General features: G+C 67.0%; 25 protein-coding genes. 12 read left to right on the top strand and 13 right to left on the bottom strand.

The window, feature by feature from the left end:
* The first annotated feature begins 83 nt into the window (after nucleotides 1–83).
* The 3 genes from JMF86_RS23290 (at nucleotide 84) to JMF86_RS23280 (ending at nucleotide 3,119) form a co-directional block, all read left to right on the top strand.
* Nucleotides 84–467 carry a tautomerase family protein gene (locus JMF86_RS23290; RefSeq protein ID WP_011548167.1) on the top strand — a complete coding sequence of 128 codons (384 nt, stop codon included), beginning with the start codon at nucleotides 84–86 and terminating at the stop codon, nucleotides 465–467.
* A gap of 139 nt (nucleotides 468–606) precedes the next feature.
* Nucleotides 607–2,229: a CHAD domain-containing protein gene (locus JMF86_RS23285; protein ID WP_011548166.1), complete on the top strand. Its 1,623-nt coding sequence runs from the start codon at nucleotides 607–609 to the stop codon at nucleotides 2,227–2,229.
* A gap of 53 nt (nucleotides 2,230–2,282) precedes the next feature.
* A complete protein-coding gene (locus tag JMF86_RS23280; RefSeq protein ID WP_012338495.1) occupies nucleotides 2,283–3,119 on the top strand; it encodes a TOBE domain-containing protein in 837 nt (278 codons plus the stop codon).
* 160 nt (nucleotides 3,120–3,279) lie between these two features.
* On the opposite strand, the gene JMF86_RS23275 is transcribed toward JMF86_RS23280, so the two are convergent.
* The 4 genes from JMF86_RS23275 to JMF86_RS23260 form a co-directional block, all read right to left on the bottom strand.
* Entirely contained in the window at nucleotides 3,280–3,981 is a 702-nt protein-coding gene (locus JMF86_RS23275) for a sulfate/molybdate ABC transporter ATP-binding protein (protein ID WP_011548164.1), read from the bottom strand.
* Nucleotides 3,982–4,045: 64 nt separating this feature from the next.
* Nucleotides 4,046–4,723, bottom strand: a complete 678-nt coding sequence (modB, locus tag JMF86_RS23270; protein WP_011548163.1) for a molybdate ABC transporter permease subunit — start codon at nucleotides 4,721–4,723, stop codon at nucleotides 4,046–4,048.
* Between the two features lie 10 nt (nucleotides 4,724–4,733).
* Nucleotides 4,734–5,528 carry a molybdate ABC transporter substrate-binding protein gene (gene modA / locus JMF86_RS23265; RefSeq protein ID WP_012338494.1) on the bottom strand — a complete coding sequence of 265 codons (795 nt, stop codon included), beginning with the start codon at nucleotides 5,526–5,528 and terminating at the stop codon, nucleotides 4,734–4,736.
* Nucleotides 5,529–5,656: 128 nt separating this feature from the next.
* Complete coding sequence (locus JMF86_RS23260) at nucleotides 5,657–6,355, bottom strand: phosphatase PAP2 family protein (RefSeq protein ID WP_011548161.1); 699 nt, start codon at nucleotides 6,353–6,355, stop codon at nucleotides 5,657–5,659.
* A 258-nt stretch (nucleotides 6,356–6,613) separates the two neighbouring features.
* Here JMF86_RS23260 and JMF86_RS23255 point away from each other — a divergent pair, with 258 nt between their 5' ends.
* Nucleotides 6,614–7,711 carry a PHB depolymerase family esterase gene (locus tag JMF86_RS23255; protein WP_011548160.1) on the top strand — a complete coding sequence of 366 codons (1,098 nt, stop codon included), beginning with the start codon at nucleotides 6,614–6,616 and terminating at the stop codon, nucleotides 7,709–7,711.
* Nucleotides 7,712–7,791: 80 nt separating this feature from the next.
* Nucleotides 7,792–7,968, top strand: a complete 177-nt coding sequence (locus JMF86_RS23250; RefSeq protein ID WP_011548159.1) for a DUF3563 family protein — start codon at nucleotides 7,792–7,794, stop codon at nucleotides 7,966–7,968.
* Between the two features lie 115 nt (nucleotides 7,969–8,083).
* Here the strand turns inward: JMF86_RS23250 and JMF86_RS23245 are convergent, their stop codons facing one another.
* The 5 genes from JMF86_RS23245 to JMF86_RS23225 all read right to left on the bottom strand — a co-directional run bounded on the left by JMF86_RS23245 (nucleotide 8,084) and on the right by JMF86_RS23225 (nucleotide 11,594).
* On the bottom strand, nucleotides 8,084–8,503 hold the full coding sequence (locus tag JMF86_RS23245; RefSeq protein ID WP_006479451.1) for an organic hydroperoxide resistance protein: 420 nt from the start codon (nucleotides 8,501–8,503) through the stop codon (nucleotides 8,084–8,086).
* Nucleotides 8,504–8,659: 156 nt separating this feature from the next.
* Nucleotides 8,660–9,112 (bottom strand): MarR family winged helix-turn-helix transcriptional regulator, encoded by a 453-nt coding sequence (locus tag JMF86_RS23240; RefSeq protein WP_006479449.1) that lies wholly within the window; start codon nucleotides 9,110–9,112, stop codon nucleotides 8,660–8,662.
* Nucleotides 9,113–9,300: 188 nt separating this feature from the next.
* Nucleotides 9,301–10,110: a BPSS1780 family membrane protein gene (locus JMF86_RS23235; RefSeq protein WP_006479448.1), complete on the bottom strand. Its 810-nt coding sequence runs from the start codon at nucleotides 10,108–10,110 to the stop codon at nucleotides 9,301–9,303.
* Nucleotides 10,101–11,099, bottom strand: a complete 999-nt coding sequence (locus JMF86_RS23230) for a homoserine kinase (protein WP_011548158.1) — start codon at nucleotides 11,097–11,099, stop codon at nucleotides 10,101–10,103. Before JMF86_RS23230 ends, JMF86_RS23235 begins: the two co-directional genes overlap by 10 nt.
* A 99-nt stretch (nucleotides 11,100–11,198) precedes the next feature.
* On the bottom strand, nucleotides 11,199–11,594 hold the full coding sequence (locus JMF86_RS23225) for a hypothetical protein (RefSeq protein WP_006479446.1): 396 nt from the start codon (nucleotides 11,592–11,594) through the stop codon (nucleotides 11,199–11,201).
* 129 nt (nucleotides 11,595–11,723) lie between these two features.
* On the opposite strand from JMF86_RS23225, the gene JMF86_RS23220 reads away from it, so the two are divergent.
* Nucleotides 11,724–13,250, top strand: coding sequence for an AMP nucleosidase (locus JMF86_RS23220; protein WP_011548157.1), 1,527 nt, complete (start codon nucleotides 11,724–11,726; stop codon nucleotides 13,248–13,250).
* 122 nt (nucleotides 13,251–13,372) lie between these two features.
* Here JMF86_RS23220 and JMF86_RS23215 read toward each other — a convergent pair whose 3' ends face one another.
* Both JMF86_RS23215 and JMF86_RS23210 read right to left on the bottom strand, forming a co-directional pair.
* A complete protein-coding gene (locus JMF86_RS23215; RefSeq protein ID WP_012338493.1) occupies nucleotides 13,373–13,660 on the bottom strand; it encodes a hypothetical protein in 288 nt (95 codons plus the stop codon).
* A 381-nt stretch (nucleotides 13,661–14,041) separates the two neighbouring features.
* Nucleotides 14,042–14,800 carry a TIGR00730 family Rossman fold protein gene (locus JMF86_RS23210; protein ID WP_006479437.1) on the bottom strand — a complete coding sequence of 253 codons (759 nt, stop codon included), beginning with the start codon at nucleotides 14,798–14,800 and terminating at the stop codon, nucleotides 14,042–14,044.
* Between the two features lies 1 nt (nucleotide 14,801).
* Here JMF86_RS23210 and polA point away from each other — a divergent pair, with 1 nt between their 5' ends.
* The 3 genes from polA (at nucleotide 14,802) to JMF86_RS23195 (ending at nucleotide 20,414) form a co-directional block, all read left to right on the top strand.
* On the top strand, nucleotides 14,802–17,555 hold the full coding sequence (polA, locus tag JMF86_RS23205) for a DNA polymerase I (protein WP_011548155.1): 2,754 nt from the start codon (nucleotides 14,802–14,804) through the stop codon (nucleotides 17,553–17,555).
* A 277-nt stretch (nucleotides 17,556–17,832) separates the two neighbouring features.
* Nucleotides 17,833–19,167 carry an NAD(P)/FAD-dependent oxidoreductase gene (locus JMF86_RS23200; RefSeq protein ID WP_011548154.1) on the top strand — a complete coding sequence of 445 codons (1,335 nt, stop codon included), beginning with the start codon at nucleotides 17,833–17,835 and terminating at the stop codon, nucleotides 19,165–19,167.
* A gap of 371 nt (nucleotides 19,168–19,538) precedes the next feature.
* Nucleotides 19,539–20,414, top strand: a complete 876-nt coding sequence (locus JMF86_RS23195) for a dienelactone hydrolase family protein (RefSeq protein ID WP_011548153.1) — start codon at nucleotides 19,539–19,541, stop codon at nucleotides 20,412–20,414.
* A gap of 84 nt (nucleotides 20,415–20,498) precedes the next feature.
* On the opposite strand, the gene JMF86_RS23190 is transcribed toward JMF86_RS23195, so the two are convergent.
* Nucleotides 20,499–21,368, bottom strand: coding sequence for a sulfurtransferase (locus tag JMF86_RS23190; protein ID WP_011548152.1), 870 nt, complete (start codon nucleotides 21,366–21,368; stop codon nucleotides 20,499–20,501).
* 117 nt (nucleotides 21,369–21,485) lie between these two features.
* Nucleotides 21,486–22,592, bottom strand: coding sequence for an aromatic ring-hydroxylating dioxygenase subunit alpha (locus JMF86_RS23185; protein ID WP_011548151.1), 1,107 nt, complete (start codon nucleotides 22,590–22,592; stop codon nucleotides 21,486–21,488).
* A 269-nt stretch (nucleotides 22,593–22,861) separates the two neighbouring features.
* Between JMF86_RS23185 and JMF86_RS23180 the strand changes: the two genes are divergently transcribed.
* The 3 genes from JMF86_RS23180 (at nucleotide 22,862) to dxs (ending at nucleotide 26,022) form a co-directional block, all read left to right on the top strand.
* Entirely contained in the window at nucleotides 22,862–23,155 is a 294-nt protein-coding gene (locus tag JMF86_RS23180) for an exodeoxyribonuclease VII small subunit (RefSeq protein ID WP_006479428.1), read from the top strand.
* Nucleotides 23,152–24,036, top strand: coding sequence for a polyprenyl synthetase family protein (locus JMF86_RS23175; RefSeq protein ID WP_011548150.1), 885 nt, complete (start codon nucleotides 23,152–23,154; stop codon nucleotides 24,034–24,036). The genes JMF86_RS23180 and JMF86_RS23175 overlap by 4 nt, the downstream gene beginning before the upstream one ends.
* A gap of 81 nt (nucleotides 24,037–24,117) precedes the next feature.
* Nucleotides 24,118–26,022: a 1-deoxy-D-xylulose-5-phosphate synthase gene (dxs, locus tag JMF86_RS23170; RefSeq protein ID WP_012338492.1), complete on the top strand. Its 1,905-nt coding sequence runs from the start codon at nucleotides 24,118–24,120 to the stop codon at nucleotides 26,020–26,022.
* Nucleotides 26,023–26,131: the final 109 nt, after the last annotated feature.

Below are 26,131 nucleotides of genomic sequence, written 5' to 3'. Positions count from 1 at the left end.
ATGACTGTTCATTATAGGTGGACGCGCCTAACCTGACGCTGTGTTTTCGTTCTTCACCGTCACTCACCGACAGGAGCATGACCATGCCATTCACCCGTATCGCCTTACGCGAAGGTAAGCCGGCCGCCTACCGCAGGGCCCTCGTCGACGGCGTGCAACGCGCGCTGATCCAGACGTTCAACGTTCCCGAGGACGACATCTTCATGGTCGTGACCGAGCATACGGCCGAGAATTTCGTGTTCGGTCGCCATTACCTCGATATCGAACGCAGTGACGATCTCGTGATCATCCAGATCACCGCGAACAACACCCGCACGCTCGAGCAGAAGCGCTCGCTGTACCGGGCGATCGCCGATAACCTCGCGCAGCAGCCCGGCGTGCGGCAGGAAGACGTATTCATCGGTCTCGTCGAAGTGCTGAAGGAGAACTGGTCGTTCGGCAACGGCATCGCGCAATACGCCGTCTGACGTGCCGGCTTGACCTGCCACAGGGCGGCGGGGCCGGATCGACGCCAGCGCGTTTGGGCGGCGTGTACTATGGAAGCTGCTTCACGAGCGACGCCGGCGCGGTCGATGCGCCGGCGATCCTTCATGTGCAGGAGCCTCCATGTCGCGTGTGCTGGAAATCGTGTTGTCGTTGTCGCTGGAAGGATGGCCGGTCAAGGGCGCAAGCCGTGCCCGTGGCGCGCAACGCGACTTCGGCGCCGAGCTCGTGCGCGCGTGGCGGATCTGCCCGCAGGTCCGGATGCGGCGCGGCCACGAGCGCGTGACGGTCGAGCCGTGCCAGATCGAGGAGGCCGAGCGGAGCCCCGGCGCGAGCTGGTGGACCTGGGTCGAATCGAACGCGCATGGCACGCGGGTCGTCGCATCGCGCACCCGGACGTTCGCCCCCGGCGTCACGCAGCGCGAACTGTTCGACGCGGAACACGCAGGCATCGTCGTCGCGACGCCGCTGCCGGTGCCCGCGACGGCTGGCGCGGCCGATACCGACGCACCACCGGCCGCCGAAACCGACGGCGTTGCGCCGGACACCGACGAAGCGCGGGCCCAGGCGTCGGCGCTGCGCCTCGTCAGCGAACGGCGGCGCGGGCGCTGGGCCGACGACAGCGGCGTCGTGGTCGAGATGACGCTCGACGACATCACGCTGCATGGCGGCGGCGAGCCGCCGCGCCGCCACGTCGAGCTGCGTCTGGCCGCGCCCGACTGGGAGACCGTGGCCGCGCGCACGGCGGCGCTGCACGCGCTGTTTGCCGCGGCGCGCGAACTGAGCGGCGCGTGGCCGGCCTTCGTGCAACTGACGAGCGTGATCGACCGCGCCTGTGCCGGCGGACCGGTGGCCGCCACGCTGGTCAAGGCGCAGCCCGTCGACCTGACCGGCATCCGCACGCAGCGCGCCGCGCTGTTCGCGCTGTCCGGCGACATCACCGCGCAATGGCTCGGCAACGAGTGCGGCGTGCTCGATCGCGACGACCCGGAATTCGTGCACCAGATGCGCGTCGCGCTGCGCCGCCTGCGCACGCTGATGCGCTTCTTCCCGCGCTTCACCGACCGTCAATGGAGGGACACGCTCGGCGTCGACCTGCGCTGGCTCGCCAAGCTGCTCGGCACGGTGCGCGATTGGGACGTGTTCGCGACCGAGAGCCTGCCCGCACTGATCGCGGCCGACGGCGGCAGCAGCGACTGGGACGGCACGCTCGACGCCGCCCGCGCGCAGTCGATGGCCGCGCGCGTCGAGCTGCGGCAGGCGCTGCATTCGGCCCGCTACGCGCGGCTGACGCTCGGCTGGCTCGAATGGCTGAGTGCGCTCGCGTTGCCGGCGGCCGATGGCGACGACGCGCCGTCGCTGCGGCGTCACGCGACCAAGCGCGTACGGCGGCTGTTCGGGCATCTCTACGGATCGCCGTCGCTCACGTCGCTCGACACGGCGGCACGCCACCAGGTGCGGATCGATGCGAAGCGGCTGCGCTACGCACTCGAATTCTTCGCGTCGCTGGCGTCGCGCCGCACGCGCACCGAGACGGTCAAGACGCTGGCGCGCGTGCAGAGCGTGCTCGGCGAAGCGAACGACGCGATGGTCGCGCTGCGTCATCTCGAGCAACTGGCGGCGCCGCCGTATCAGCTCGGTTTCGTGCGCGGTTACGGCGCCGCGCTCGAACAGCGGGCGGCGCGCGACGCCGAGACGCTGCTGGCCAGCCTGCGGCCGCCGAAGCTCGACGGCAAGCCGGGCTGAGCGCCGCGCGCCGCCCCTATAATGGCCGCCCGTTTCCCCCACGCATGCCGATGATGACCGACGTCCCGCCTTCTTCCTCGTCCGCCGGACCGCTCGAACTGGGCGGCGAGCTGTGGCTGCGCGCCGGCGAACAGACCCTCGGCGGCGCGACGCGCATCGCGCTGCTCGCGGCGATCGGCGACACCGGTTCGATCACGCGCGCGGCGAAGGCCGTCGGCCTCAGCTACAAGGCCGCGTGGGACGCGGTCGACACGATGAACAATCTCGCCGGCGAACCGCTCGTCGCGCGTTCGACGGGCGGCAAGGGCGGTGGCGGCACGACGCTGACGCCGCGCGCGACGTCGTTGATCGCCGCATTCCGCACGATCGAGCGCGAGCATCGCCGCTTCATCGAGGCCGCGAGTGCGGCCGTTGCTGGCTTCGACGTCGACTGGGCGCTGATCGGCCGGATCGGGATGAAGACGAGCGCGCGCAACCAGTTGTTCGGCAAGGTCGCGTCGCTCGTGCGCGGCACGGTCAACGACGAGGTGACGCTCGCGCTGCCGGGCGGGCAAGCCGTCGTCGCCGTGCTGACGCACGAAAGCGCCGAGGCGCTCGGGCTGCGGGAAGGCGCGCACGCGTGTGCGCTGGTGAAGGCGTCGTGGGTCGTGCTCGCCGTCGACGATGGCGGGCCCGACCTGAAGGTGTCCGCGCGCAACCGGCTGCACGGCAGCGTCGAAGCCGTCGCGGCGGGCGCGGTGAACAGCGAGGTGACGCTGGCGCTCGACGGCGGCGGGACGCTGACGGCCGTCGTGACCAACGACAGCGTCGATGCGTTGCAGCTCGCCGCCGGTCGGCGTGCGATCGCGCTGTTCAAGGCGTCGAGCGTGATTCTGGCGGTGACGGGCTGACCTGGCCGGCAGCCGACGTGCAGGGCGGGGCGAAGCCGGGTGCCGCACGCGTATGCATCGCACCGGCTTCGTTTCCGCTTGCAGCATGCGCCGCGCCGCGGCGTCTCTCAGGTTCCAATGTGGCGGCCAGCGCCACGCTCCCGACCACGGCGTCGCGCGCTCAGGTGACGCGCGTCGGCCACTCGGCGTGCGGCGGGCTCGCCTGCACGCGTCCTTCGCTCAACTGCACGACCTGGTCGCCGAACGCGGCGACGTCGTCTGGGTCGTGCGAGATCAGCACCATCGGGATGTCGAGCCGCGCCTGCAGTTCGGCGAGCTCATGGCGCATGCGCTGGCGCATCGCGCCGTCGAGCGCCGCGAAGGGTTCGTCGAGCAGCAGGATGCGCGGCTGCGCGACCAGCGCACGAGCGAGTGCCACGCGCTGCTTCTGCCCGCCCGACAGTTGCGACGGATATTGCCCCGCGAGCGATTCGAGGTCGAATGCGCGCAGCCAGTACGCGACCTCCGGTGGCACCGTCTTCGCGCGCGGGTTGCGCAGCCCGGACGTGAGCCCGAACGCGATGTTCTGCCGCACGTTCAGATGCGGGAACAGCGCGTAGTCCTGGAACAGGTACGCGACACGGCGTTCGCGGGTCGGCACGTCGATCCGGCGCGCGGCGTCGAACAGCGGCTCGCCGTTCAGCGTGATCGTGCCTGCGTCGGGCGTCAGCAGCCCCGCGATCGCCTGCAGCGTCATGCTCTTGCCCGCGCCCGACGGCCCGAACAGCACGACGCGCTGCGTCGTCGCCGTGAACGACATGTCGAGCGTGAAGCGGCGCTCGGCGCTCGCGTAGGTCTTGCGGATGTCGACGACGAGGCTCATGCGGGCCTCCGCCGAAGCGGGCTGGCCGCCGGACGACTCCGGCGATGCGGACAGGACAGGCGCTTCATGTCAGTTGGTTCCGTCGGGCGCGCGACGGCACGAGCCAGCCGGTCGCGAGCAGCACCAGCACGCAGGTGATCGACGTCACCAGCACGAGGAAGTTGGCCGTGTTGTCGTCGCCGGCCTGCACGGCCGCGTAGATCGCGACCGACAGCGTCTGCGTGCGGCCGGGCAGGTTGCCGGCGATCATCAGCGTCGCGCCGAATTCGCCGAGCGCGCGCGCGAACGCGAGCAGCGCGCCGGCGAGAATCCCGCGCGTGGCGAGCGGCAGCGTCACGCGGAAGAACACCGCGGCTTCGCCGAGCCCGAGCGTGCGCGCGGCGCGCTCGAGATGCGGATCGACGCCTTCGAACGCCGCCCGCGCCGATTTCAGGATCAGCGGAAACGCGACGACCATCGACGCGATCACCGCGCCTTGCCACGTGAACACCAGCTCGATACCGAACTTGTCGAGCCACGCGCCGAACACGCCGCGCCGGCCGAGCAGCACGAGCAGGTAATAACCGAGCACCGTCGGCGGCAGTACGAGCGGCAGCGTCAGCACGGAATCGACCACGTCGCGCAGCGGCGAGCGCCAGCGTGCGAGCACGAACGCGGCCGCGACGCCGAGCACGATGTCGAGCGCGGTCGCCCAGCCGGCAACCTTCAGCGACAGCAGCAGCGGGACCCAGGCGTCTTGCATCGCGATAAGCTCACTTGGCGGGCTTGAAGCCGAACGTCGACAGCACGGCCTGGCCCTGCGGCGACGCGACGAAATCGATGAACGACTGCGCCTGCGCGGCGTGGCGGCTGTCCTTGACCACGGCGATCGGGTAGGTGATGACCGTCTGCGTCGGCACCGTCAGCGCGACCTTCACGCGGCCCGGCATGATCGCGGCGTCGGTGCCGAACACGAAGCCCGCGTCGACCTCGCCGCGCGCGACGTAGTCGAGGCTCTGGCGCACGTTGGCGGCCAGCACGCCCTTCGCGCTGACGGCGTCCCACACGCCGGCCGCGCGCAGCGCACCCTCGGTGTAGCGGCCGACCGGCACCGAGGCCGGGTCGCCGTACGCGATGCGCTTCACGCCGGGCGCGGTCAGGTCGTTCAGCGACGTCGGCGCGGCCGCGCGGCTGTCCGCCGGCACGATCAGCACCAGCGAGTTCGCGGCGAAATCGCGGCGCGTGCCAGGCACGATCACCTTTTCGTTCACCGCGCGATCCATCGCCTTCTGGTCGGCCGACGCGAACACGTCGGCCGGCGCGCCCTTGGCGATCTGCTGCATCAGCACGTCCGATGCGCCGAAGTTGAACAGCACCTTGGTGTCCGGGTGCTGCTTCTCGTACGCGTCGCCGACGGCCTTGAATGCGTTCGTCAGGCTGGCGGCGGCCGACACGACCAGTTCGTCGGCGGCGGAAGCGGGCGCGCTGAACGTGAACCCGGCGGCAAGCGTGACGATCGGCAGCAGGCGAAGCAGGGTGCGGCGAAGCGGACGGACGGTTGAGCGCATGGTGGATTCGTTTTGAACGGGTGGAAACCGTAATCGTAATATAGGGCGGGTTATAACGCTTGGCATACTGCGCATGCGACGGTGCGCAGGAAATGGTCAGACGTGGAAAGGACTGGCCGGGCGGCCCGTCACGCGTGAAGCGTAGGCGGCGCCGACTCGGTGCGCTGCAGCGACGACGGTTGCGACGCGGGATGGTAGTTCGGGTTGGCCTTCCAGCGCGCGCGGACGAACGGACGCTCGTGGCCCGACAGTTCCAGCGCGACCTTGGTGACCCAGCGGTGCGACGGCACCGTGAGGCCATGCAGCGCCACGGTGACGAGCGCGAGGCTCGCGACGACCGCCGGCACCGACCAGCGGTGCGGCACCGCGCGCCACGAGCCGGCGATGAACGCGAGCGCGGCGATCGCACCGACGATGCAGCCGGTGATCGACTCGGACGGCGAATGCGCGTCGAGCGCGACGCGCGACACGCCGACCGCGACGCCGGTCGCCAGCCCGAGCGCGATGCCGGCGATCCGCACCGGCGTGCGCGTGCGGATCAGCGCGAGGAAAATCGCGACCGGATACACCGACGTCGACAGCATCGCATGCCCGCTGAAGCCGGTGAAATCCCACGCGCGAATGCCGATGCCCCAGCCGAGGAACGCGATCTTCGTGAGCGCCACCACGCCGATCGCGGCCGCCAGCACGCCGAGCCACGCGGCCGCGCGCCGCCACGAGTAGCCGAGCGCGAGCCAGACGGCAATCGTGATCGCGAGCGGCAAGGTCAGCCCGGCGCCGCCGAACGCGGTGATCATGATCCACAGGTGAGAAGGCAGGTCGAACATCGGGAAGGGGACGAACGAAGGCGGGAGAATGCTTAAATCAACGCGCGAGCCGGGAAGAACGACTACAACGGATACAAGCGGCGAAGCCCCAGTATAGCGCCGCGTCCGCATGAGGCCCGTTTTTTGCGCCGCCGGCAACGACCGGCGTGCAGGAAAAATCCTGGAAACAATGTTATGGTGCATTGCACAAAGTCGAACGATGCATCCGTTGTGGCGCTTTCATGGCGCCCCTATTTTTCCTGACTGCGAGCCCGATCGATGACCAAAAGTCTGACCAAAGTGTGGCTGGGCGGCATGAAACGCATGCTGTCCCCGACCGCCAAGCGCGCGGCGCGCGATGCGCAGCGCATCACACGCGACGCACTCGAGGCGGCGGCCTCCGATCTGTCCCCGCCACGCGAATCGCGTGTGCGGCCGCGCGCGGCCGCATGGGCGGCCGGCGAGTGGACGCGGGGCGAACATCCGATGACGCCCGCGCTGGGCCGCCTCGTCCAGAATCTCGCCTACGGGCTCTACATACCGCCCGGCCGCCGGCGTGGCGCGATGCCGCTGGTCGTGATGCTGCACGGCTGCCAGCAGTCCGTCGACGAATTCGCGCAGGGCACCCGGATGAACTTGCTGGCCGACAAGCACGGTTTCGCGGTGCTGTATCCGGAACAGTCGCTGCGCGCGCATACGCACGGTTGCTGGCACTGGTATGAAGACACCGATCGCGCGGGGCGCGGCGAGGCGGACACGGTGGCGTCGCTGGTCGACGCGCTGGTCGACGAACATGGCTTCGACGCGTCGCGTGTTTACGTCGCGGGGCTGTCGGCCGGTGCGGGGCTTGCGTCGCTTCTTGCACTGCACCATCCGGACCGCTTCGCCGCGGTCGCGCTGCACTCGGGCCCCGCGCTCGGCGAGGCGAATTCCGGCATCACCGCAATGGACGTGATGCGGCGGGGCTTGAGACAGAACCCGGCCGTGGCGGTCGATGCGCTGGTCGATGCCGGCGCCTATCCGGGCATGCCCGCACTGATCGTCCAGGGTGACGGCGATCATGTCGTCGCGCCGAAGAATGCCGATCAGCTGACCGTGCAGTTCATGCGCCTGAACGGGCTCGCCGACAGCCGCGGCGCGCTGCGCGGCGGCGAGCGGGTCGAGACGCGCGAAACGGGCGCACAGATTACCGACGTGTGCCGCGACGGCGAGCCGGTGGTGCGGCTGTGCCACGTGAAAGGGCTCGATCACGCGTGGGCCGGCGGCGACGAAGCCGTGCCGTTTCACGCGGCGGTCGGCCCCGACGCCAGCGCGATGATCTGGGCTTTTTTCGAAACCCATCGCCGCACTGTGGCGACCGAACGACGCATCGTCTGATCGACACTGGTCAAAGCCTAGGGTTTTCCCTATAATTCGGGAAAACCCTAGTCCAGAACCTTTGAATAGCGAGATCGATCATGTACCTGCTGAGCCACCTCTTCCTGATGCTGACCAAGAACGCTGACAAGGCCGCGAAAGAGCGCGCCGACGCGTATCTGGCCGAAGCCACCGACATCTACGACCTCGAATTCCGCATGCGCAAGATCGATCGCGACGCGGCAATGAACCGTCCGTATTCGATCGGCGCGCGCTAAGCGGCGCACGCGGGCCTGCCGGCCCGCCATTTCGATGAATCGCGCAAAAGGGCGCGTGCGGCACCATGCCGCACGCGCCCTTTTTGTATTTCCTGAGCCCTGAACCTGTGCCGCGTCAGACGACCGTCAGGCGCACCGGCACGTTGTTGCGCGTGGCGTTCGAATACGGGCACACGTGGTGCGCCTTGTCGACCAGCACTTGCGCGTCGTTCTTGTCGAGCCCCGGCAGCGACACGCGCAGCTCGATGTCGAGCCCGAAGCCGCCTGCGTCGTTCGGGCCGATGCCCACTTCCGCCGTGACTTGCGTATCGGCCGGCAGCGTCTGCTTGTTCTGGCCCGCGACGAATTTCATCGCACTCAGGAAACAGGCCGAGTAACCTGCGGCGAACAGTTGCTCCGGATTCGTGCCTTCCGCGCCCGTGCCACCGAGTTCACGCGGCGCGGCCAGTTTCACTTCCAGCTTGTTGTCGGCGGATACCGCGCGGCCGTCGCGGCCGCCCGTGCTCGTGGCGCTGGTCTTGTACAGAATGTTCATCGTGCAGCTCCTGTCGGGAAGAGAGGGGAACAGCGGTCCGGTCAGACGGAATGTCGCCGGCCATGGACAAAATATAGAACACAAATCATTAGTGTGCAAATGAAATTTTGAAGAAAAACCCGGCAGCGCCGGGCAGGTCGGTTCGTGCCGGGCGTGTCAGCGTTCGTTGGCCACCGACAGCGCATCGCGCAGCTGCTGGAGATCGGCGCGCAGCCTGATCAGGAATTCGGGTGTCTGTTGCATCGCGCAAAAGAGGTCGGCGGGCACCGAGCGCGCGCGATCCTTCAGCGCCCGGCCTTCCGGCGTCACGCGAACGTTGACGACGCGTTCGTCGGCCGCGCTGCGTACGCGCTCCACGTAGCCGAGCGCTTCCAGCCGCTTGAGCAGCGGCGTGACCGTGGCCGGGTCGAGGTCGAGCCGCGCGGCGATGTCCTTCACGGCCATGTCGTCGCGCTCCCACAGCACGAGCATCGCGAGATATTGGGGATAGGTCAGCGACAGCTTGTCGAGCAGGGGCTTGTACGCCTTCGTCATCGCGTGCGAAGTCGAATAAAGCGCGAAGCACAGTTGCTCGTCGAGCGTCTGGGGCAGCGGAGGCAGGCGGTCCATGGTTCGGGAGGCGCGGCAATGCGCGAACGATTTGTACGCAAATTATTTTGCGCGCAAAAGATCGGGTTGAACAGGGCCGACCAGAGGCGGTCGATATGGGAAAAGGGGGGAAGATCAGATGCGCGCCGGGGACGACCCGGCGCGGAAACCGCGTGACGGCCGGCGCATGGCGCCGGCCAGGACACGATTCAGCGGCCCGACATCGTCGTCGTCGCGCCCGGTTCCTGCACACCGAAGCAGCCGCGATAGGTCGCGTAGAACGAGCAGTACAGCATCGTGACGATGATGATCGTCACCGGCATCATGATCGTCAGCGCGTACGCGCCGGCGCCGAGCGCCTGCAGCAGCAGCGACAGCGCGAGCGACGTGCCGAGCGCGACGGCGAACCACAGCACGCCGTATACGGCGAACGCGCCGCGATTGCGCCAGCAGCTGACGACGCTGAAGAACAGCGCCTTCGCCGGCGGGACGTCATGCCACGCGACCAGCACCGGCGCGAACCAGAACAGCATCGCGACCGGCAGATAGAGCAGCGTCGCGAAGAACAGCGCGCCGAGCGTGCCTTGCGCGGCGAGCGTCTCGGGCGTCGTGTTTGCTTCGTCGGCTGCGCCCATCATCACGTGGAACAGCGCGCCGCCGTCGACGAACGACGAAGCGGCGAACACGAGCACCATCGACGCGACGTAGATCACGCCGAGCACGAGCAGCCGCTGGGTCGCGACGGTGCCGTACGAGCGAAAGCCGTCGACCAGGATCGTCGGCATCACGGTCTTGCCGGCCACCGTGTCGCGGCACGCGGCCATGAAGCCGACCGCGATGCCGGGAATGAACACCAGCGGCAGCGCGGAGCCGATCACCGGCACCATCGACACCAGCGTGATCGCGAGCAGGTACGTGAAGAACAGCGTGATGAACGCGAGCGGATTCCGGCGGAACAGCCAGATGCCTTGACGGAACCAGACATAGCCCGTTTTCGCGGGCACTTCGATCAGTTGCATGCGGTTTGGATCTCGGGAAGCGCGGGCGTATGCGCGATACGCTCACGCAGGATGCGTTCGAAATGGCCGGGGTCGTGCGGCTTGAGCATCTCGGCCGCGCGCGGCAGGTAGAAGTCGTACAGGCGCGACACCCAGAAGCGGTACGCGCCGGCGCGCAGCATGTCGCTCCAATGGCGGCGCTCCTCGGCCGTGAACGGCCGCACGGTCTGGTACGCGCGCAGCAGCGCATCGGCGCGCGCGACGTCGAGCACGCCGGTCGCGAGGTCGACGCACCAGTCGTTGACGGTGACCGCGACGTCGAACAGCCACTTGTCGCAGCCCGCGAAATAGAAGTCGAAGAAGCCGCCGAGCCGCACGTCGTGACCGGTGCCGGGTGCCGCATGGGCGAACAGCACGTTGTCGCGGAACAGGTCGCAATGGCACGGGCCGGCCGGCAGCGCTGCGTAGTCGTCCGACGCGAAGAAACCGGCCTGGTGCGCGAGTTCGCCTTCGAGCAGCGCGCGTTGCGCGTCCGTGATGAACGGCACGATTGCCGGCACGTTCTCCTGCCACCACGGCAGGCTGCGCAGGTTCGGCTGGTTGCGCGGATAGTCGCGGCCCGCGAGGTGCAGGCGCGCGAGCATCTGCCCGACCTCGATGCAGTGTTCGACCCCGGGCGCGAGTTCGGCCGCGCCGTCGAGCTTCGTGACGATCGCGGCCGGCTTGCCGTGCAACTCGCCGAACAGCGCGCCGTCGTCGCGCGGGATCGGGTCCGGCACCGGCACGCCGTGGGCGGCCAGGTGGCGCATCAGGTCGAGGTAGAACGGCAACTGCTGCGCGGTGAGCTTTTCGAAGATCGTGAGGACGTATTCGCCGCGCGTCGTCGTCAGGAAGAAATTGCTGTTTTCGATACCGGACGGAATGCCGCGGAACGCAAGCACGTCGCCCAGTTCGTAGTGGCGCATCCATTGCGCGAGATCGGAGTCGGAAACAGCGGTGAAAACGGCCATGCGGGATGCGTCAGGTCAGGGTGTCGGCACGCGGGCGGCGTGCAGCGCGACAGCAGGTGAAGGGGCGGCGCGGCGCGGTTGGCGCGCCGCGCCACGGAATCAGTAGCGCAGGTTCAGCGACGGCAGGCGCGTGATCGGGATGCCCGCGTCATGCGGCTTCGGCGACGTGTCGGGCGTGGAGCTCATCTGGTAGCGCGTGCCGAAGTTCGACTTCACGTCGATCTCGACCGGCTTGCCGCGGTCGCGGTACTCGGTGACTTCGGTGCCGTTCTTGCTCTTTTCGTGGAAGCTCGGCGTGCGGCGGATATCGGCGAAGTCCACTTTCGACGTGACTTCGGCGCCCGGCCGGTTGATCTTGCGGAGATCGGGCAGGCCGGCGGCTTCGTTGGCCTCGGCCCGGGCCTGCGCGTCGGCGTCAGGCGTGCCGCCGGCGGCGTGAGCGACGCTGGCGGCGGCAAACGCGACGGCAGCGGCGACGAAAATGAGCGGCTTCATGATGAGTCTCCAGTGAACCCACCGATTTTAGCAAATACTGCGCGCCATCCGGCCCCTCCGTGCGCAGGGGCGGCCATAAAGGCGGCCGGGTTCCGTGGTAATGTCGTCGGATCAGACGAGGTGATGAAAATGAAGAACGATTTGAGCCGCCGGCACCGTGTGCTGTCGCCCGAAAGCCCGTCGGTCGAGGCTTTCGACGATCCGATCGCCGCCGTCGCGCGGTTGTCCGCCATTTACGACACGAATACGGGCTTCCTGCGCGACGCGTTCGCGCGCTATCGCCGCCACGAAGCGATTACCGAGCACGTGCGCGCATGCTATCCGTTCGTGCGGATTCGCACCGACGTCAACACGCACGTCGATTCGCGCCGCTCGTACGGCTTCGTCGCGGGCCCCGGCGTATTCGAGACGACGGTCACGCGCCCCGATCTCTTCGCGAACTACTACCGAGAGCAACTGCGTCTGCTGGCGAAGAACCACCATGTCAAGATCGAGATCGGCGTGTCGTCGCAGCCGATTCCGATCCATTTCGCGTTTCCGGAAGGCATCCATCTCGAGGGCGAGCTCGATCGCGACCGCCTGCTCGCGATGCGCGACATCTTCGATACGCCCGACCTGTCGTATCTCGACGACCGCATCGTCAACGGCACGTTCGAGCCGGCGCCGGGCGAGCCGCATCCGCTCGCGCTGTTCACGGCCGCGCGCGTCGACTTCTCGCTGCATCGGCTGCGCCACTACACGGCGACGTCGCCCACGCACTTCCAGAACTACGTGCTCTACACGAACTACCAGTTCTACATCGACGAGTTCGTGAAGCTCGGCCGCACGATGATGACGGAAAGCGACGATCCCGAGGTGCGCGCGTATCGCAGCGAGTACAGCGCGTTCGTCGAGCCGGGCGACGTCGTCACGTACAACGCGAACCTCGGCGGCGAGCCGGCCGAGGGCACCGCGCCGCCGCGCCTGCCGCAGATGCCCGCGTATCACCTGAAGCGCGCGGACGGCAGCGGGATCACGATGGTCAACATCGGCGTCGGCCCGTCGAACGCGAAGACGATCACCGATCACATCGCGGTGCTGCGCCCGCACGCGTGGGTGATGCTCGGTCACTGCGCGGGGCTGCGCAACACGCAGCGCCTCGGCGACTACGTGCTCGCGCACGGTTACGTGCGGGAAGATCACGTGCTCGACGCCGACCTGCCGCTGTGGGTGCCGATCCCGGCGCTGGCCGAAGTGCAGCTCGCGCTCGAGCGCGGCGTGGCCGAGGTCACGCGGCTGGAGGGCGTGGAGCTGAAGCGCGTGATGCGCACGGGCACGGTCGCGAGCGTCGACAACCGCAACTGGGAGCTGCGCGACCATCGCGAGCCGGTGCAGCGGCTGTCGCAGAGCCGTGCGATTGCGCTCGACATGGAAAGCGCGACGATCGCCGCGAACGGCTTCCGCTTCCGGGTGCCGTACGGCACGCTGCTGTGCGTATCGGACAAGCCGCTGCACGGCGAGCTGAAGCTGCCGGGCATGGCCGACACGTTCTATCGCGGGCAGGTCGACCAGCATCTGCAGATCGGCGTGAAGGCGATGGAGATCCTGCGCACGAACGGGCTCGACAAGCTGCATAGTCGCAAGCTGCGGAGTTTTGCGGAAGTGGCATTTCAGTAACACCGCTTGGGCAGCGGCGCAGCCGCGCCTGCAACGACAAAGGCCGCACGCGAACTCTCGTTCGCGTGCGGCCTTGTTTTTGATGCGTCAGTGCGCGGGCCGATCGGCGGGCGCTCAGTGACTCAGCACTCGCCCTTCTTCGCGTGCCCCGGCGGGCAGTGATAGCCGCCATGACCGTGATGACGCTCGCGATCTTCCCACTCGCGGCGTTCCCAGTAGCGGCGGCCGTCCCAGTAGCGGTCGCCGTGCCAGCCGACGATCACCGGCGCGGGGGCGACCACGACGGGCGCGGGGGCGACGACGACCGGCGCGGGCGTGCCGATGTTGACGTCGACGTTGACGGCGTGAGCGAGGCCGGACAGCGAAAGGCCGAGGCCGGCGAAAGCGAGGGCGATCAGCGAGCGTTGCATGTTCTTTTCCGTGGTGTGGTGATGAATGGGCCGACGCGACGCGATGGAAGCGAGGGGGACCGTTCCACCGGGGGAACGCCGCGCCGACACGAAGTAGTGTGCTGTCGCGGGACGGAAAAGGCGAGTCGTGATTATTACGGAGGATTGGCGGCGCGCAGGTGCGCGATGGACCATCCATTTGACATTGGCGGCTTGCCGGTGCGGCTGATTCCCCCGCATCGCGCAGCGCCGGCTGCGGGCATTTGACATTCGACCGCGCACGGCGGCGAACAGGTATTAACAGCGCGTTACAAAGTCACGCCCGGCGAGTCGCCGAAGCGCACTGTCCGTTGCATGAAAAGCACGACAGCCGGCGCTCGGCCGGCTGTCGTCATTGACCGGTTACAGATAGAACATCCGGTCTTCTTCCGGGCGCGGCGGATGATCGTCCTCGTCCGAACCTTCTTCCTCGCCGCTGTCCTCGTAGAACGCGAGCACCGCGTCGAGCACCTGGTCGGGATCGTCGATCACCTGCATCAGATCCATGTCTTCCGGATTGATCAGGCCCATCGGAATCAGTTGATCGCGGAACCATTGCAGCAGCCCCTGCCAGAACTCGCTGCCGACGAGGATGATCGGCACGAGGCGCGATTTCTTCGTCTGGATCAGCGTGAGTACTTCGGACAGTTCGTCGAGCGTGCCGAAGCCGCCCGGCATCACGATCACCGCATCCGAGTTCTTCACGAACGTTACCTTGCGCGTGAAGAAGTGGCGGAAGCGCAGCGAGATGTCCTGGTAGTGGTTGCCGGCCTGCTCGTGCGGCAGCTCGATGTTCAGGCCGACCGACGGCGCCTTGCCGGCGTGCGCGCCCTTGTTCGCGGCTTCCATGATGCCGGGGCCGCCGCCGGAGATCACCGCGAAGCCGGCGTCCGACAGCTTGCGTGCGATCTGCACGGCCAGCTTGTAGTGCGGCGTGTCGGGTTTGAGGCGGGCAGAACCGTAGATGCTGACAGCCGGGCGGATCTCCGACAGGTACTCGGTCGCCTCGATAAACTCTGCCATAATCGTGAACATCTGCCACGATGCGCGCGCCTTCTTGGCCGTCGCGCGCTCTTGATCTGCGAGCGAACGCAGACTCGGAATCACTTTTCTCTTGTTCATAATGCCTGAAGAACGAAATCTGGAAGGTAAGACCCTGCTATTGGTTGACGGTTCGAGCTATCTGTATCGGGCTTACCATGCGATGCCTGATTTGCGTGGCCCTGGCGGGGAGCCGACCGGAGCGCTCTACGGAATCATCAACATGCTGCGCCGTATGCGCAAGGAAGTCAGTGCAGAGTATAGCGCTTGCGTGTTCGATGCAAAGGGCAAGACGTTCCGCGACGACCTTTATGCCGACTATAAGGCAAACCGTCCGTCGATGCCGCCCGATCTCGCCTTGCAGGTCGAGCCGATCCACGGCGCCGTGCGCGCGCTCGGCTGGCCGCTGCTGATGGTCGAGGGCGTCGAGGCCGACGACGTGATCGGCACGCTCGCGCGCGAAGCCGAACGGCACGGGATGAACGTGATCGTGTCGACCGGCGACAAGGATCTCGCGCAGCTCGTGACCGAGCGCGTCACGCTCGTCAACACGATGACCAACGAGACGCTCGACCGCGACGGCGTGATCGCGAAGTTCGGTGTGCCGCCCGAGCGCATCATCGACTATCTCGCGCTGATCGGCGACACCGTCGACAACGTGCCGGGCGTCGAGAAGTGCGGGCCGAAGACGGCCGTGAAATGGCTGACGCAATACGACACCCTCGACGGCGTGATCGAACACGCGGCCGACATCAAGGGCGTGGTCGGCGACAACCTGCGCCGCGCGCTCGATTTCCTGCCGCTCGGCCGCCAGCTCGTGACCGTCGATACGTCGTGCGATCTCACGCCGCATCTCGAATCGATCGAAGCCTCGCTCAAGAGCGACGGCGAGGCGCGCGACCTGCTGCGCGACATCTTCGCGCGCTACGGCTTCAAGACCTGGCTGCGCGAAGTCGACAGCGCGCCCGCGGAAGGTGGGGGCGCCGATGCGCCGGAAGGCGAGCCGGCCCCGGTGATCGCAGCCGACGTCGTGCGCGAATACGACACGATCCAGACTTGGGAACAGTTCGACGCGTGGTTCGCGAAGATCGACGCGGCCGCGCTGACCGCGTTCGACACCGAGACCACCGCGCTCGATCCGATGCTCGCGCGGCTCGTCGGCCTGTCGTTCTCGGTCGAGCCGGGCAAGGCGGCCTACCTGCCGGTCGCGCACCGCGGCCCCGACATGCCCGAGCAGCTTCCGCTCGACGAAGTGCTCGCGCGCCTGAAGCCGTGGCTCGAATCGGCCGATCGCAAGAAGGTCGGCCAGCACCTGAAGTACGACGCGCAGGTGCTCGCGAACTACGACATCGCGCTGAACGGCATCGAGCACGACACGCTGCTCGAATCGTACGTGGTCGAATCGCACCGCACACACGACATGGACAGCCTCGCGCTGCGTCATCTGGGCGTCAAGACGATCAAGTACGAGGACGTGGCGGGCAAGGGCGCGAAGCAGATCGGTTTCGACGAAGTGGCGCTCGCGCAGGCCGCCGAATACGCAGCCGAAGATGCCGACATCACGCTGCAGCTTCATCACGCGCTGTATCCGCAGGTCGCACGCGAGCCGGGCCTCGAGCGCGTGTACCGCGAGATCGAGATGCCGGTGTCGCTCGTGCTGCGCAAGATGGAGCGCACGGGCGTGCTGATCGACGATGCGCGTCTGCACGCGCAGAGCACCGAAATTGCGACGCGCCTGATCGAGCTCGAGGGCGAGGCGTACGAACTGGCGGGCGGCGAATTCAATCTCGGCTCGCCGAAGCAGATCGGGCAGATCTTCTTCGAGAAGCTGCAGTTGCCGGTCGTGAAGAAGACGCCGAGCGGCGCGCCGTCGACCGACGAGGAAGTGCTGCAGAAGCTGGCCGAGGACTACCCGCTGCCGAAGCTGCTGCTCGAGCATCGCGGGTTGTCGAAGCTGAAGTCGACCTATACCGACAAGCTGCCGCGCATGGTGAACCCCACCACCGGCCGCGTGCACACGAACTATGCGCAAGCGGTCGCGGTCACGGGCCGCCTTGCGTCGAACGACCCCAATCTTCAGAACATTCCGGTGCGCACGGCCGAAGGGCGGCGCATCCGCGAGGCGTTCATCGCGTCGCCGGGCCACCGGATCGTGTCGGCCGACTATTCGCAGATCGAACTGCGGATCATGGCGCACATCTCGGGCGACGCGTCGCTGCTGCGCGCGTTCTCGCAGGGCGAGGACATCCACCGCGCGACTGCCGCCGAGGTGTTCGGCGTGACGCCGCTGGAGGTCAATTCCGACCAGCGCCGGATCGCGAAGGTAATCAACTTCGGGCTCATCTACGGGATGAGCGCATTCGGGCTCGCATCGAATCTCGGCATCACGCGCGACGCGGCGAAGCTCTATATCGACCGCTATTTCGCCCGCTATCCGGGCGTCGCGCAGTACATGGAAGATACGCGCGCGACGGCGAAGGAGAAGGGCTACGTCGAAACCGTTTTCGGCCGCCGTCTCTGGCTGCCAGAGATCAACGGCGGTAACGGCCCGCGCCGCCAGGCGGCCGAGCGTGCGGCCATCAATGCACCGATGCAGGGCACGGCGGCCGACCTGATCAAGCTGTCGATGATCGCGGTGGACGGCTGGCTCACGCGCGACCAGCTCGCATCGCGAATGATCATGCAGGTGCACGATGAACTGGTGCTCGAGGTGCCCGAAGGCGAGCTATCGCTCGTGCGCGAGAAACTGCCGGAAATGATGTGCGGCGTCGCGAAGCTGAAGGTGCCGCTGGTCGCCGAAGTGGGTGCCGGCGCGAACTGGGAAGAGGCACACTGACGCACCCCCGGCCAGTTCCCCGTTCCCGCGGCATATTGTTGCAGGGATGCTGAATATCGAGATGGTTTGCTTGTGGTCAACGCGCAAGCTCCCGGACAATGCATGTCAGTCATGTCATTGACGCGGGGCGCGCACCCCGCGTTCCGGATCGGCCACATCGAAGTGCTTCGAACTGCACATCGATGATGTCCGAACCGGTTAATCCACCGGGCAGCGCGGGTGCATCGCGTTTGCTTCATCCGGCGGCAGCAGTTTCGAATCGCAAAGGGGGAATCAGATGCATCGGATCATCATCGTAGGCGGAGGTGCCGGCGGCCTGGAACTGGCGACGCGGCTCGGCGACCGTTACGGCGCGCGCGGCAATCGTCCCGCGCGTGCGCTCGTCACGCTCGTCGACCGCAATCCGACGCACATCTGGAAACCGTTGCTGCACGAGGTCGCGGCCGGCAGCATGGACCCGTTCACGCAGGAGCTCGAATATGCGGCGCAGGCGCGCTGGCACGGCTTCGAGTTCCAGCAGGGCGAGCTGACCGGGCTCGACCGTGCGGCGAAGCGCGTCACGCTGTCGCCCCTCAACGACAGCGACGGCGCGGAGCTGCTGCCGGCGCGCGAGCTGGAATACGACACGCTCGTGATCGCGATCGGCAGCACGACGCACTTCTTCGGCGTGCAGGGCGCACCGGAAAACGCGATCGCGCTCGATACGGTCGGGGAGGCCGAACGCTTCCGCAAGCGCTTGATCGCGGCATGCATGCGCGCGGAGCACCAGGCGCCGGCGCCGAGTGCGCCGGGCGAGTCGGCCGAGCCGCGCATCCAGGTCGTGATCGTCGGCGGCGGCGCGACGGGCGTCGAGTTGTCCGCGGAACTGCGCAATACCGCGCAGGTGCTGTCCGTGTACGGGCTGCACAAGCTCGATCCCCGCCATGACGTCGGCATCGTGCTGATCGAATCAGGGCCGCGGATACTGCCGGCACTGCAGGAGCGCGTGTCGGCGGCGACGGCCGAACTGCTCGAGAAGCTCGGCGTGCGGTTGATGCTCAACGAACGTGTGACCGAGGTGGCGCCCGGGTTCGTGCATACCGCGAGCGGCAAGGCAGTGCGCGCCGACCTGACGGTCTGGGCGGCCGGCATCAAGGCGCCGTCCGTGCTCTCGCATCTCGACGGCCTCCAGGTCAACAAGCTCGGTCAGCTCGACGTGCGTCGCACGCTGCAGACCTTCACCGACGACAACGTGTTCGCACTCGGCGATTGCGCGGCCTGCGCATGGCCGGGCAACGAACGCAACGTGCCGCCGCGCGCACAGGCGGCGCATCAGCAGGCGAGTTTCCTGCTGAAAGCGATCAGCTGCCGGCTCGAAGGGCGCCCGCTGCCCGAGTTCACGTATCGCGATTTCGGTTCGCTCGTGTCGCTCGGCCACTTCAGCGCGGTCGGCAACCTGATGGGCGGGCTGATCGGCGGCAACATGCTGATCGAAGGGTTGTTCGCGCGCTTCATGTACATGTCGCTGTACCGGCTGCACATCGCGGCGCTGCACGGTTATCCGCGGATGATGCTCGACACGGTCGCGCACTGGCTGCGGCGCACGACGCTGCCGCGCGTCAAGCTGCACTGATCGCGTACTTGCATACTCGCGTGTGGCGCGGGCGGGGAATGCGCATGTCGTGCGTGTTCGCCGCCCGTTTTTCTTTTCGGTTCGCAACGATTCGGTCGCGCGACGATTCTCGATACGCGCCACCGCACGGTGATTCGGCAGGGGCGGCCCGCGCGCTGTCGCGCGATGATCGATTCGATCGCCGCCACGCGTCGTAATCGAGTCTTACACATCTGACAGTTGACGCGACAACGGATTATTGGGCATCTTGTCCGGGTTTTCGCTTGCGGCGGGGTGCCAACCGCCGCGACATCCGCACCGCCCGCCGGTGCGATGCCCCGTCATGCCGTATCCGCGAGCGTGACGGCGGCGCCCAATCGAGGAGTGCATTCATGTTGAAACCCGAAGTCGACAGCCTGGTCCCCCATGTCCCGTTCTCGCGCCGCAAGTTCATGCAGGCCGCGCTGGGCGGCACCTTCGCGGCGGCCGTGCTGCCCGTGTCGGCGCAGACGGTCACGACCGACAGCACCGGGCTGGACGTCGATACCATCGAGATCCGCTCCGGCGATGCAAGCGTGCCGGCTTATCGCGCCCAGCCGGTCGACAAGACGAACCTGCCGGTCGTCATCGTGATTCACGAGATCTTCGGCGTGCACGCGCATATCGCGGATGTCTGCCGGCGCTTCGCGAAGCTCGGCTATCTCGCGATCGCGCCCGACCTGTTCGCCCGGCAGGGCAACGCGGCGAAGTATCCGACGATGAAGGAACTGTACGACCACATCATCAGCAAGGTGCCGGACCGCCAGGTCACCGAGGATCTCGATGCGACCGTGGCCTGGGCCGGCAAGAATGGCGGCGACCTGACGCGCCTCGGCGTGACCGGGTTCTGCTGGGGCGGTCGCCAGGCGTGGCTGTATGCGGAGCACAATCCGCACGTGCGGGCCGCCGTGGCGTGGTACGGGTTCGTCGAAGGCAAGACCGACGAGATGACGCCGTTCAACCCGGTCGATCATGCATCGTCGTTGAAGGTGCCCGTGCTCGGGCTGTACGGCGAGAAGGATCAGAACATCACGCAGGCGTCGCTCGCGGACATGCGCAAGGCGATCCAGACGAGCGATTCGAAGCTCGCGCGCGAATCGGAAATCGTCGTGTATCCGGATGCCGGCCACGCGTTCTTTGCCGACTACCGGCCGAGTTACGTGAAAGGCGATGCCGAGGACGGCTGGAAGCGCGCGATCGAGTGGTTCCACAAGTACGGCGTGATGTAAACGACGGGCGGCGGCAACTACCGCAGTGGCACCGGCCGCCGCGGCGTCGGCCGCCGTTTCATCGTCGTCGCGCCGCGCGGGTGCTCAAGGATTCGGGCCGGTCGCGATCGGTCGCGACGGATCGGCGCTCCATTCGCTCCACGAGCCGGGGTACAGCGACGCGCCGTGCAGGCCCGCCACTTCCAGCGCCAGCGCGTTGTGGCAGGCGGTGACGCCGGAGCCGCATTGCAGGATCACGCGATTCGGCTCGGTGCCGGCCAGCACGGTGGCGAATGCCTCGCGCAATTCATGGCCGGTCTTGAAGCGGCCGTCGGCAGCCAGGTTGTCCTTGAAGAAGCGGTTGCGCGCACCGGGAATGTGGCCGCCCACCCGATCGATCGTTTCATTCTCGCCGCGATAGCGGTCCGGTGCGCGTGCATCGATCACGACGCGCGCAGGCGACGACACGTTCGCGAGCACGGCCGCTGCATCGACCGTCGATTCGAGCGGCGTGGCCGAGCGGAAGTCGCCGGCGACCGGTTGCGGCACGTCGGTCGTCAGCGGCTGGCCGGCCGCTTCCCAGGCCTGCAGGCCGCCGTCGAGCACCGCAACCGAATCGTGACCGAGCCAGCGCAACAGCCACCACAGGCGTGCCGCATAGGCGCCGCCTTGCGCGTCGTACGCGACGACCTGCTGGCCCTGCTTGAGGCCGCGGCTGGCGAGCAGCGTCGCGAGCGCGTCGCGGGTCGGTAGCGGATGGCGGCCGTTGGTGCCCGTCTTGCGGCCCGACAGGTCGCGGTCGAGATGAAGATATTGCGCGCCGGGGAGGTGGCCGGCCGCGTACGCGGCTTCGCCGGCGCCGGGATCGGCGAGATCGAAGCGGCAGTCGAACAATGCCACGCTGCCGGGCGCCGCGGCCAGGCGCTCGGCGAGATTGGCGGCGGAAATGAGCGTGGTGTAATGAGTGTGTGGCATGACGGCTCCCTCGAGTGCAAATGGCCTGACACTCCAAGTCTAAACAAAAAAAGACGGGCCGAAGCCCGTCTTTTCGTTTGCCGGAGGCCGGGCGGCGTCAAAGCGCCGCATCCGCCGTCAGAGGTCGCCGAGGTGGCGGCGCAGGAACTCGTGGAAGTGCTGCATCCCGTCTTCCATCGGGCTCTGATACGGGCCGACCTGCGACTCGCCGCGCGCCATCAGCGCACGGCGGCCTGCGTCCATCCGCATCGCGATCTCGTCGTCCTCGACGGCCGTTTCCATATAGGCGGCGCGCTCGGCCTCGACGAATTCGCGCTCGAACAGCGCGATTTCCTCGGGGTAATAGAACTCGACGATGTTGGTCGTCTTCTGCGGCCCGCGCGGGATCAGCCACGACACGACCAGCACGTGCGGATACCACTCGATCATCAGGCCCGGGTAGTAGACCATCCAGATCGCGCCGAACTCCGGCGGCACGCCGTTGCGGAATTTCAGCACCTGCTCGTGCCATTTCTGGTAAGTCGCGCTGCCCGGCTTCGCGAGGGCGTTGTGCACGCCGACCGTCTGCACGCTGTACCAGTCGCCGAACTCCCATTTGAGATCGTCGCACGACACGAAGCTGCCGAGGCCCGGGTGGAACGGGACGACGTGATAATCCTCGAGGTAGACCTCGATGAACGTCTTCCAGTTGTAATCGCACTCGTGCACTTCGACGTGATCGAACTGGTACTCGGAGAAGTCGAAGTGATGCTTCGTACCGAGGTTGGCGAGGTCGCGCGCGACGTTGCGGCCCTCGGCCTCGAACAGCAGCCCCTGCCAGTTCTGCAGCGGGCTCTTGCCGAGGTTCAGGCACGGTTTGTCGGGGAAGTGCGGTGCGCCGAGCAGCTCGCCTTCGAGGTCGTACGTCCAGCGGTGCAGCGGGCACACGATGTTCTGCGTGCGGCCGCGCCCGTTGAGCATGATCGCCTGCCGGTGGCGGCACACGTTCGACAGCAGCTCGATCTGGTTCGTCTGGTTACGGACCAGCACGCGGCCTTCCTGCTCGGACGGCAGCGCGAAATAATCCCCCGCCTCGGGCACCATCAACTCGTGCCCGACGTAACGAGGTCCTTTCTTGAAGAGGGTTTCGATCTCGCGCTCGAGTAGCGCCTCATCGAAATATGCAGTGACTGGAAGCTGGCTGTGGGCCGACTTCAACTGAAGCGCATCGCTCAGATTGGACATTCCCACTCCCGGTGTTAGCGTGAAAGCAGTGAACAACCCAACCATCGAAAAATCGATTTAGGGAAACGGAGAATTATACCCGGTTCGCCTCGCAAGGCTAGGATTAAGTGCCTGATTTGTGTCAATTTTTTGTCGGGCTGCCCTCGAAAGGCGCACACTGTGCGCTGGAGATGGGGCCGGAATTGTGCGCGGGCGCCCAAGACGGCAGGTCGGAAAATTCTCTTTTGCCGTAGAATGTCCGACTTGTTTTGAAATTTGACACCTCGTCCATGGCGAAAACCGCATCCCCAGGCGCCACGCCGCCCGGCAATGGCACCGAACCGTTGCCGGACAATTACGAGATGGCGCTCGCGGAACTCGAGACGCTGGTTGCCCGGATGGAAGGCGGCGCGTTGAGCCTCGAGGATTCACTGGCGGCGTATCGCCGCGGTGCGACCCTCGTTGCGTTTTGCCAACAGCAGCTCGAGAAAGTGGAGCAGCAGGTTCGCGTGCTCGACGGCGCGACGCTGAAGCCGCTTTCGTCCGGAACGGCCGCCACGGACGGCGAAGACGACGATCTATGACATTCGAACAATGGATGCGGTCCGTGCTTGACCGTGTCGAGGACGCACTCGGCCACTATCTGCCGGCTGAAACCGCGATGCCCGCGAAACTTCACGAGGCGATGCGCTACGCGGTCCTCGGTGGCGGCAAGCGCGTTCGCCCGCTGCTGTGCCATGCGGCAGGCGAGCTGACCGGTGCGACGGAGGCGGCACGCAACGCCGCGGCGGCGGCGCTGGAGATGATCCACGTCTACTCGCTCGTGCACGACGACATGCCGTGCATGGACGACGACGCGCTGCGTCGCGGCAAGCCGACCGTGCACGTGCAGTACGACGAACCGACGGCGCTGCTGGTCGGTGACGCGCTGCAGTCGCAGGCGTTCGTGGCGTTGACCGATGCCGAGGCGCTGTCGCCGGTGCAGCAGGCGGCGCTCGTGCGCGAGCTGGCGCTGGCGAGCGGCTCGATCGGCATGGCTGGCGGGCAGGCGATCGACCTGGCGAGCGTCGGCCTGAAGCTGACGCGCGAACAGCTCGAAACGATGCACCGGATGAAGACGGGCGCATTGCTGCGCGCGGCCGTGCGGATGGGCGCGCTGGCCGGCGAGACGCCGTCGGCGGAAACGATGGCCGCGCTGGATGTTTACGCGGGGGCCGTGGGTCTGGCCTTCCAGGTCGTCGACGACATTCTCGACGTCACGACCGATTCGGCGACGCTCGGCAAGACGGCCGGCAAGGACGCGGCGAACGACAAGCCGACCTATGTATCGATCCTCGGTCTCGAGGCGTCGCGCGAGCTGGCAGCGCAGCTGCGCGCCGAAGCGCACGACGCGCTGAAACCGTTCGGCGCACGCGCACAGCGTCTGGCCGAACTTGCCGACCTGGTAGTGAACCGGGTCAGCTGACGCGAAAGCCCGCCGCCGCGCACACGCTACGGTGCGTGCAAAAGAATGCGGGCGCGTTTGATTTCCTACAATGGAACGACGATGTACGACTTGCTGAAAACCATCGACGACCCGGCGGATTTGCGCCGCCTCGATCGTCGCCAACTGCAACCGCTCGCGGATGAACTGCGCGCGTTCGTGCTCGACAGCGTGTCGAAGACGGGCGGCCATTTGTCGTCCAACCTCGGGACGGTCGAGCTGACGATCGCGTTGCACTACGTGTTCAACACGCCGAACGATCGCATCGTCTGGGACGTGGGTCACCAGACCTACCCCCACAAGATCCTGACGGGCCGCCGCGACCAGATGCATTCGCTGCGTCAGTACGACGGCATCTCGGGCTTCCCGCGCCGCAGCGAGTCGGAATACGACACGTTCGGCACCGCGCACTCGAGCACGTCGATCTCGGCGGCGCTCGGCATGGCGATCGGCAGCCAGCTGAACGGCGACGACCGCTTCTCGATCGCGGTGATCGGCGACGGCGCGATGACGGCCGGCATGGCGTTCGAGGCGATGAACAACGCGGGCGTGTCGGAAGATGCGAAGCTGCTCGTGATCCTCAACGACAACGACATGTCGATCTCGCCGCCGGTCGGCGCGCTGAATCGCCATCTCGCCCGCCTGATGTCGGGCCGCTTCTATGCGGCTGCGCGCGCGGGCGTCGAGCGCGTGCTGAGCGTGGCGCCGCCGGTGCTCGAACTCGCGCGCAAGCTCGAGGAGCATGCGAAGGGCATGGTCGTGCCGGCCACGCTGTTCGAGGAGTTCGGCTTCAACTACATCGGCCCGATCGATGGTCACGATCTCGATTCGCTGATCCCGACGCTGCAGAACATCCGCGAACTGCGCGGCCCGCAGTTCCTGCACGTGGTGACGAAGAAAGGCCAGGGCTACAAGCTCGCCGAAGCCGATCCGGTGCTCTATCACGGCCCCGGCAAGTTCAACCCGGCCGAAGGCATCAAGCCGTCGACGACGCCCGCGAAGAAGACTTACACGCAGGTGTTCGGCGAGTGGCTGTGCGACGAAGCCGAGCGCGATACGCGCGTGGTCGGCATCACGCCCGCGATGCGCGAAGGTTCGGGCATGGTCGAGTTCGAGAAGCGCTTCAAGGATCGCTACTACGACGTGGGCATCGCCGAGCAGCACGCGGTGACGTTCGCGGGCGGTCTCGCGACCGAGGGGCTGAAGCCCGTCGTCGCGATCTACTCGACGTTCCTGCAACGTGCGTACGACCAGTTGATCCACGACGTCGCGCTGCAGAACCTGCCGGTCGTGTTCGCGATCGATCGCGCGGGCCTCGTCGGCGCGGACGGCGCGACGCATGCGGGCGCATACGATCTCGCGTTCATGCGCTGCATCCCGAACATGACGATCATGGCCGCGTCCGACGAGAACGAATGCCGCCAGATGCTGCACACGGCGCTGCAGCAGCCGAACCCGACTGCGGTGCGTTATCCGCGCGGCGCGGGCACGGGCGTGGCGACGGTGAAGGAATTCACCGAGATCCCGCTCGGCAAGGGTGAAGTGCGTCGCCGCACGTCGCAGCCGGAAGGCAAGCGCGTCGCGATCCTCGCGTTCGGCACGATGGTTGCACCGTCGCTCGCCGCTGCCGAGGAACTCGATGCAACGGTCGCGAACATGCGCTTCGTGAAGCCGGTCGATGCGGCGCTCGTGCGCGAGCTGGCCGAAACGCACGACTACCTCGTCACGGTCGAGGAAGGCTGCGTGATGGGTGGCGCGGGCTCGGCCTGCGTGGAAGCCCTGATGGAGAGTGGGGTTATCCGACCCGTACTACAATTGGGCCTCCCTGACCAGTTCGTCGACCACGGCGACCACGCGAAGCTGCTGGCGCAATGCGGCCTCGACGGCGCGGGCATCGCGAAGTCGATTCGCGAACGCTTCCTGAGCCCGGCGGCCGATGTCGCCGGCCACGCGAAGCGCGTCGCATAAGCTGGCGCCGCCTGCGGGCGGCGTCGGTGCGACTGGCGCAACCGGTCTTCATTGATGCGGAAAACATGGGCCTGCGGGCCCATGTTGCTTTTCCGGCTGCCGCATGATG

This window comes from Burkholderia sp. E168m15 (genome assembly GCF_016586105.1).
Taxonomy (GTDB): domain Bacteria; phylum Pseudomonadota; class Gammaproteobacteria; order Burkholderiales; family Burkholderiaceae; genus Burkholderia; species Burkholderia orbicola.
Note: the sequence above shows the minus strand (reverse complement) of the source record. Positions and strands in the feature narration are given on the sequence as shown.

Coding starts and splice junctions, on each gene's coding strand:
- JMF86_RS23290 (WP_011548167.1), top strand. CDS start 84: ATGCCATTCACCCGTATCGCCTTACGCGAAGGTAAGCCGGCCGCCTAC.
- JMF86_RS23285 (WP_011548166.1), top strand. CDS start 607: ATGTCGCGTGTGCTGGAAATCGTGTTGTCGTTGTCGCTGGAAGGATGG.
- JMF86_RS23280 (WP_012338495.1), top strand. CDS start 2,283: ATGACCGACGTCCCGCCTTCTTCCTCGTCCGCCGGACCGCTCGAACTG.
- JMF86_RS23275 (WP_011548164.1), bottom strand. CDS start 3,981: ATGAGCCTCGTCGTCGACATCCGCAAGACCTACGCGAGCGCCGAGCGC.
- modB (WP_011548163.1), bottom strand. CDS start 4,723: ATGCAAGACGCCTGGGTCCCGCTGCTGCTGTCGCTGAAGGTTGCCGGC.
- modA (WP_012338494.1), bottom strand. CDS start 5,528: ATGCGCTCAACCGTCCGTCCGCTTCGCCGCACCCTGCTTCGCCTGCTG.
- JMF86_RS23260 (WP_011548161.1), bottom strand. CDS start 6,355: ATGTTCGACCTGCCTTCTCACCTGTGGATCATGATCACCGCGTTCGGC.
- JMF86_RS23255 (WP_011548160.1), top strand. CDS start 6,614: ATGACCAAAAGTCTGACCAAAGTGTGGCTGGGCGGCATGAAACGCATG.
- JMF86_RS23250 (WP_011548159.1), top strand. CDS start 7,792: ATGTACCTGCTGAGCCACCTCTTCCTGATGCTGACCAAGAACGCTGAC.
- JMF86_RS23245 (WP_006479451.1), bottom strand. CDS start 8,503: ATGAACATTCTGTACAAGACCAGCGCCACGAGCACGGGCGGCCGCGAC.
- JMF86_RS23240 (WP_006479449.1), bottom strand. CDS start 9,112: ATGGACCGCCTGCCTCCGCTGCCCCAGACGCTCGACGAGCAACTGTGC.
- JMF86_RS23235 (WP_006479448.1), bottom strand. CDS start 10,110: ATGCAACTGATCGAAGTGCCCGCGAAAACGGGCTATGTCTGGTTCCGT.
- JMF86_RS23230 (WP_011548158.1), bottom strand. CDS start 11,099: ATGGCCGTTTTCACCGCTGTTTCCGACTCCGATCTCGCGCAATGGATG.
- JMF86_RS23225 (WP_006479446.1), bottom strand. CDS start 11,594: ATGAAGCCGCTCATTTTCGTCGCCGCTGCCGTCGCGTTTGCCGCCGCC.
- JMF86_RS23220 (WP_011548157.1), top strand. CDS start 11,724: ATGAAGAACGATTTGAGCCGCCGGCACCGTGTGCTGTCGCCCGAAAGC.
- JMF86_RS23215 (WP_012338493.1), bottom strand. CDS start 13,660: ATGCAACGCTCGCTGATCGCCCTCGCTTTCGCCGGCCTCGGCCTTTCG.
- JMF86_RS23210 (WP_006479437.1), bottom strand. CDS start 14,800: ATGAACAAGAGAAAAGTGATTCCGAGTCTGCGTTCGCTCGCAGATCAA.
- polA (WP_011548155.1), top strand. CDS start 14,802: ATGCCTGAAGAACGAAATCTGGAAGGTAAGACCCTGCTATTGGTTGAC.
- JMF86_RS23200 (WP_011548154.1), top strand. CDS start 17,833: ATGCATCGGATCATCATCGTAGGCGGAGGTGCCGGCGGCCTGGAACTG.
- JMF86_RS23195 (WP_011548153.1), top strand. CDS start 19,539: ATGTTGAAACCCGAAGTCGACAGCCTGGTCCCCCATGTCCCGTTCTCG.
- JMF86_RS23190 (WP_011548152.1), bottom strand. CDS start 21,368: ATGCCACACACTCATTACACCACGCTCATTTCCGCCGCCAATCTCGCC.
- JMF86_RS23185 (WP_011548151.1), bottom strand. CDS start 22,592: ATGTCCAATCTGAGCGATGCGCTTCAGTTGAAGTCGGCCCACAGCCAG.
- JMF86_RS23180 (WP_006479428.1), top strand. CDS start 22,862: ATGGCGAAAACCGCATCCCCAGGCGCCACGCCGCCCGGCAATGGCACC.
- JMF86_RS23175 (WP_011548150.1), top strand. CDS start 23,152: ATGACATTCGAACAATGGATGCGGTCCGTGCTTGACCGTGTCGAGGAC.
- dxs (WP_012338492.1), top strand. CDS start 24,118: ATGTACGACTTGCTGAAAACCATCGACGACCCGGCGGATTTGCGCCGC.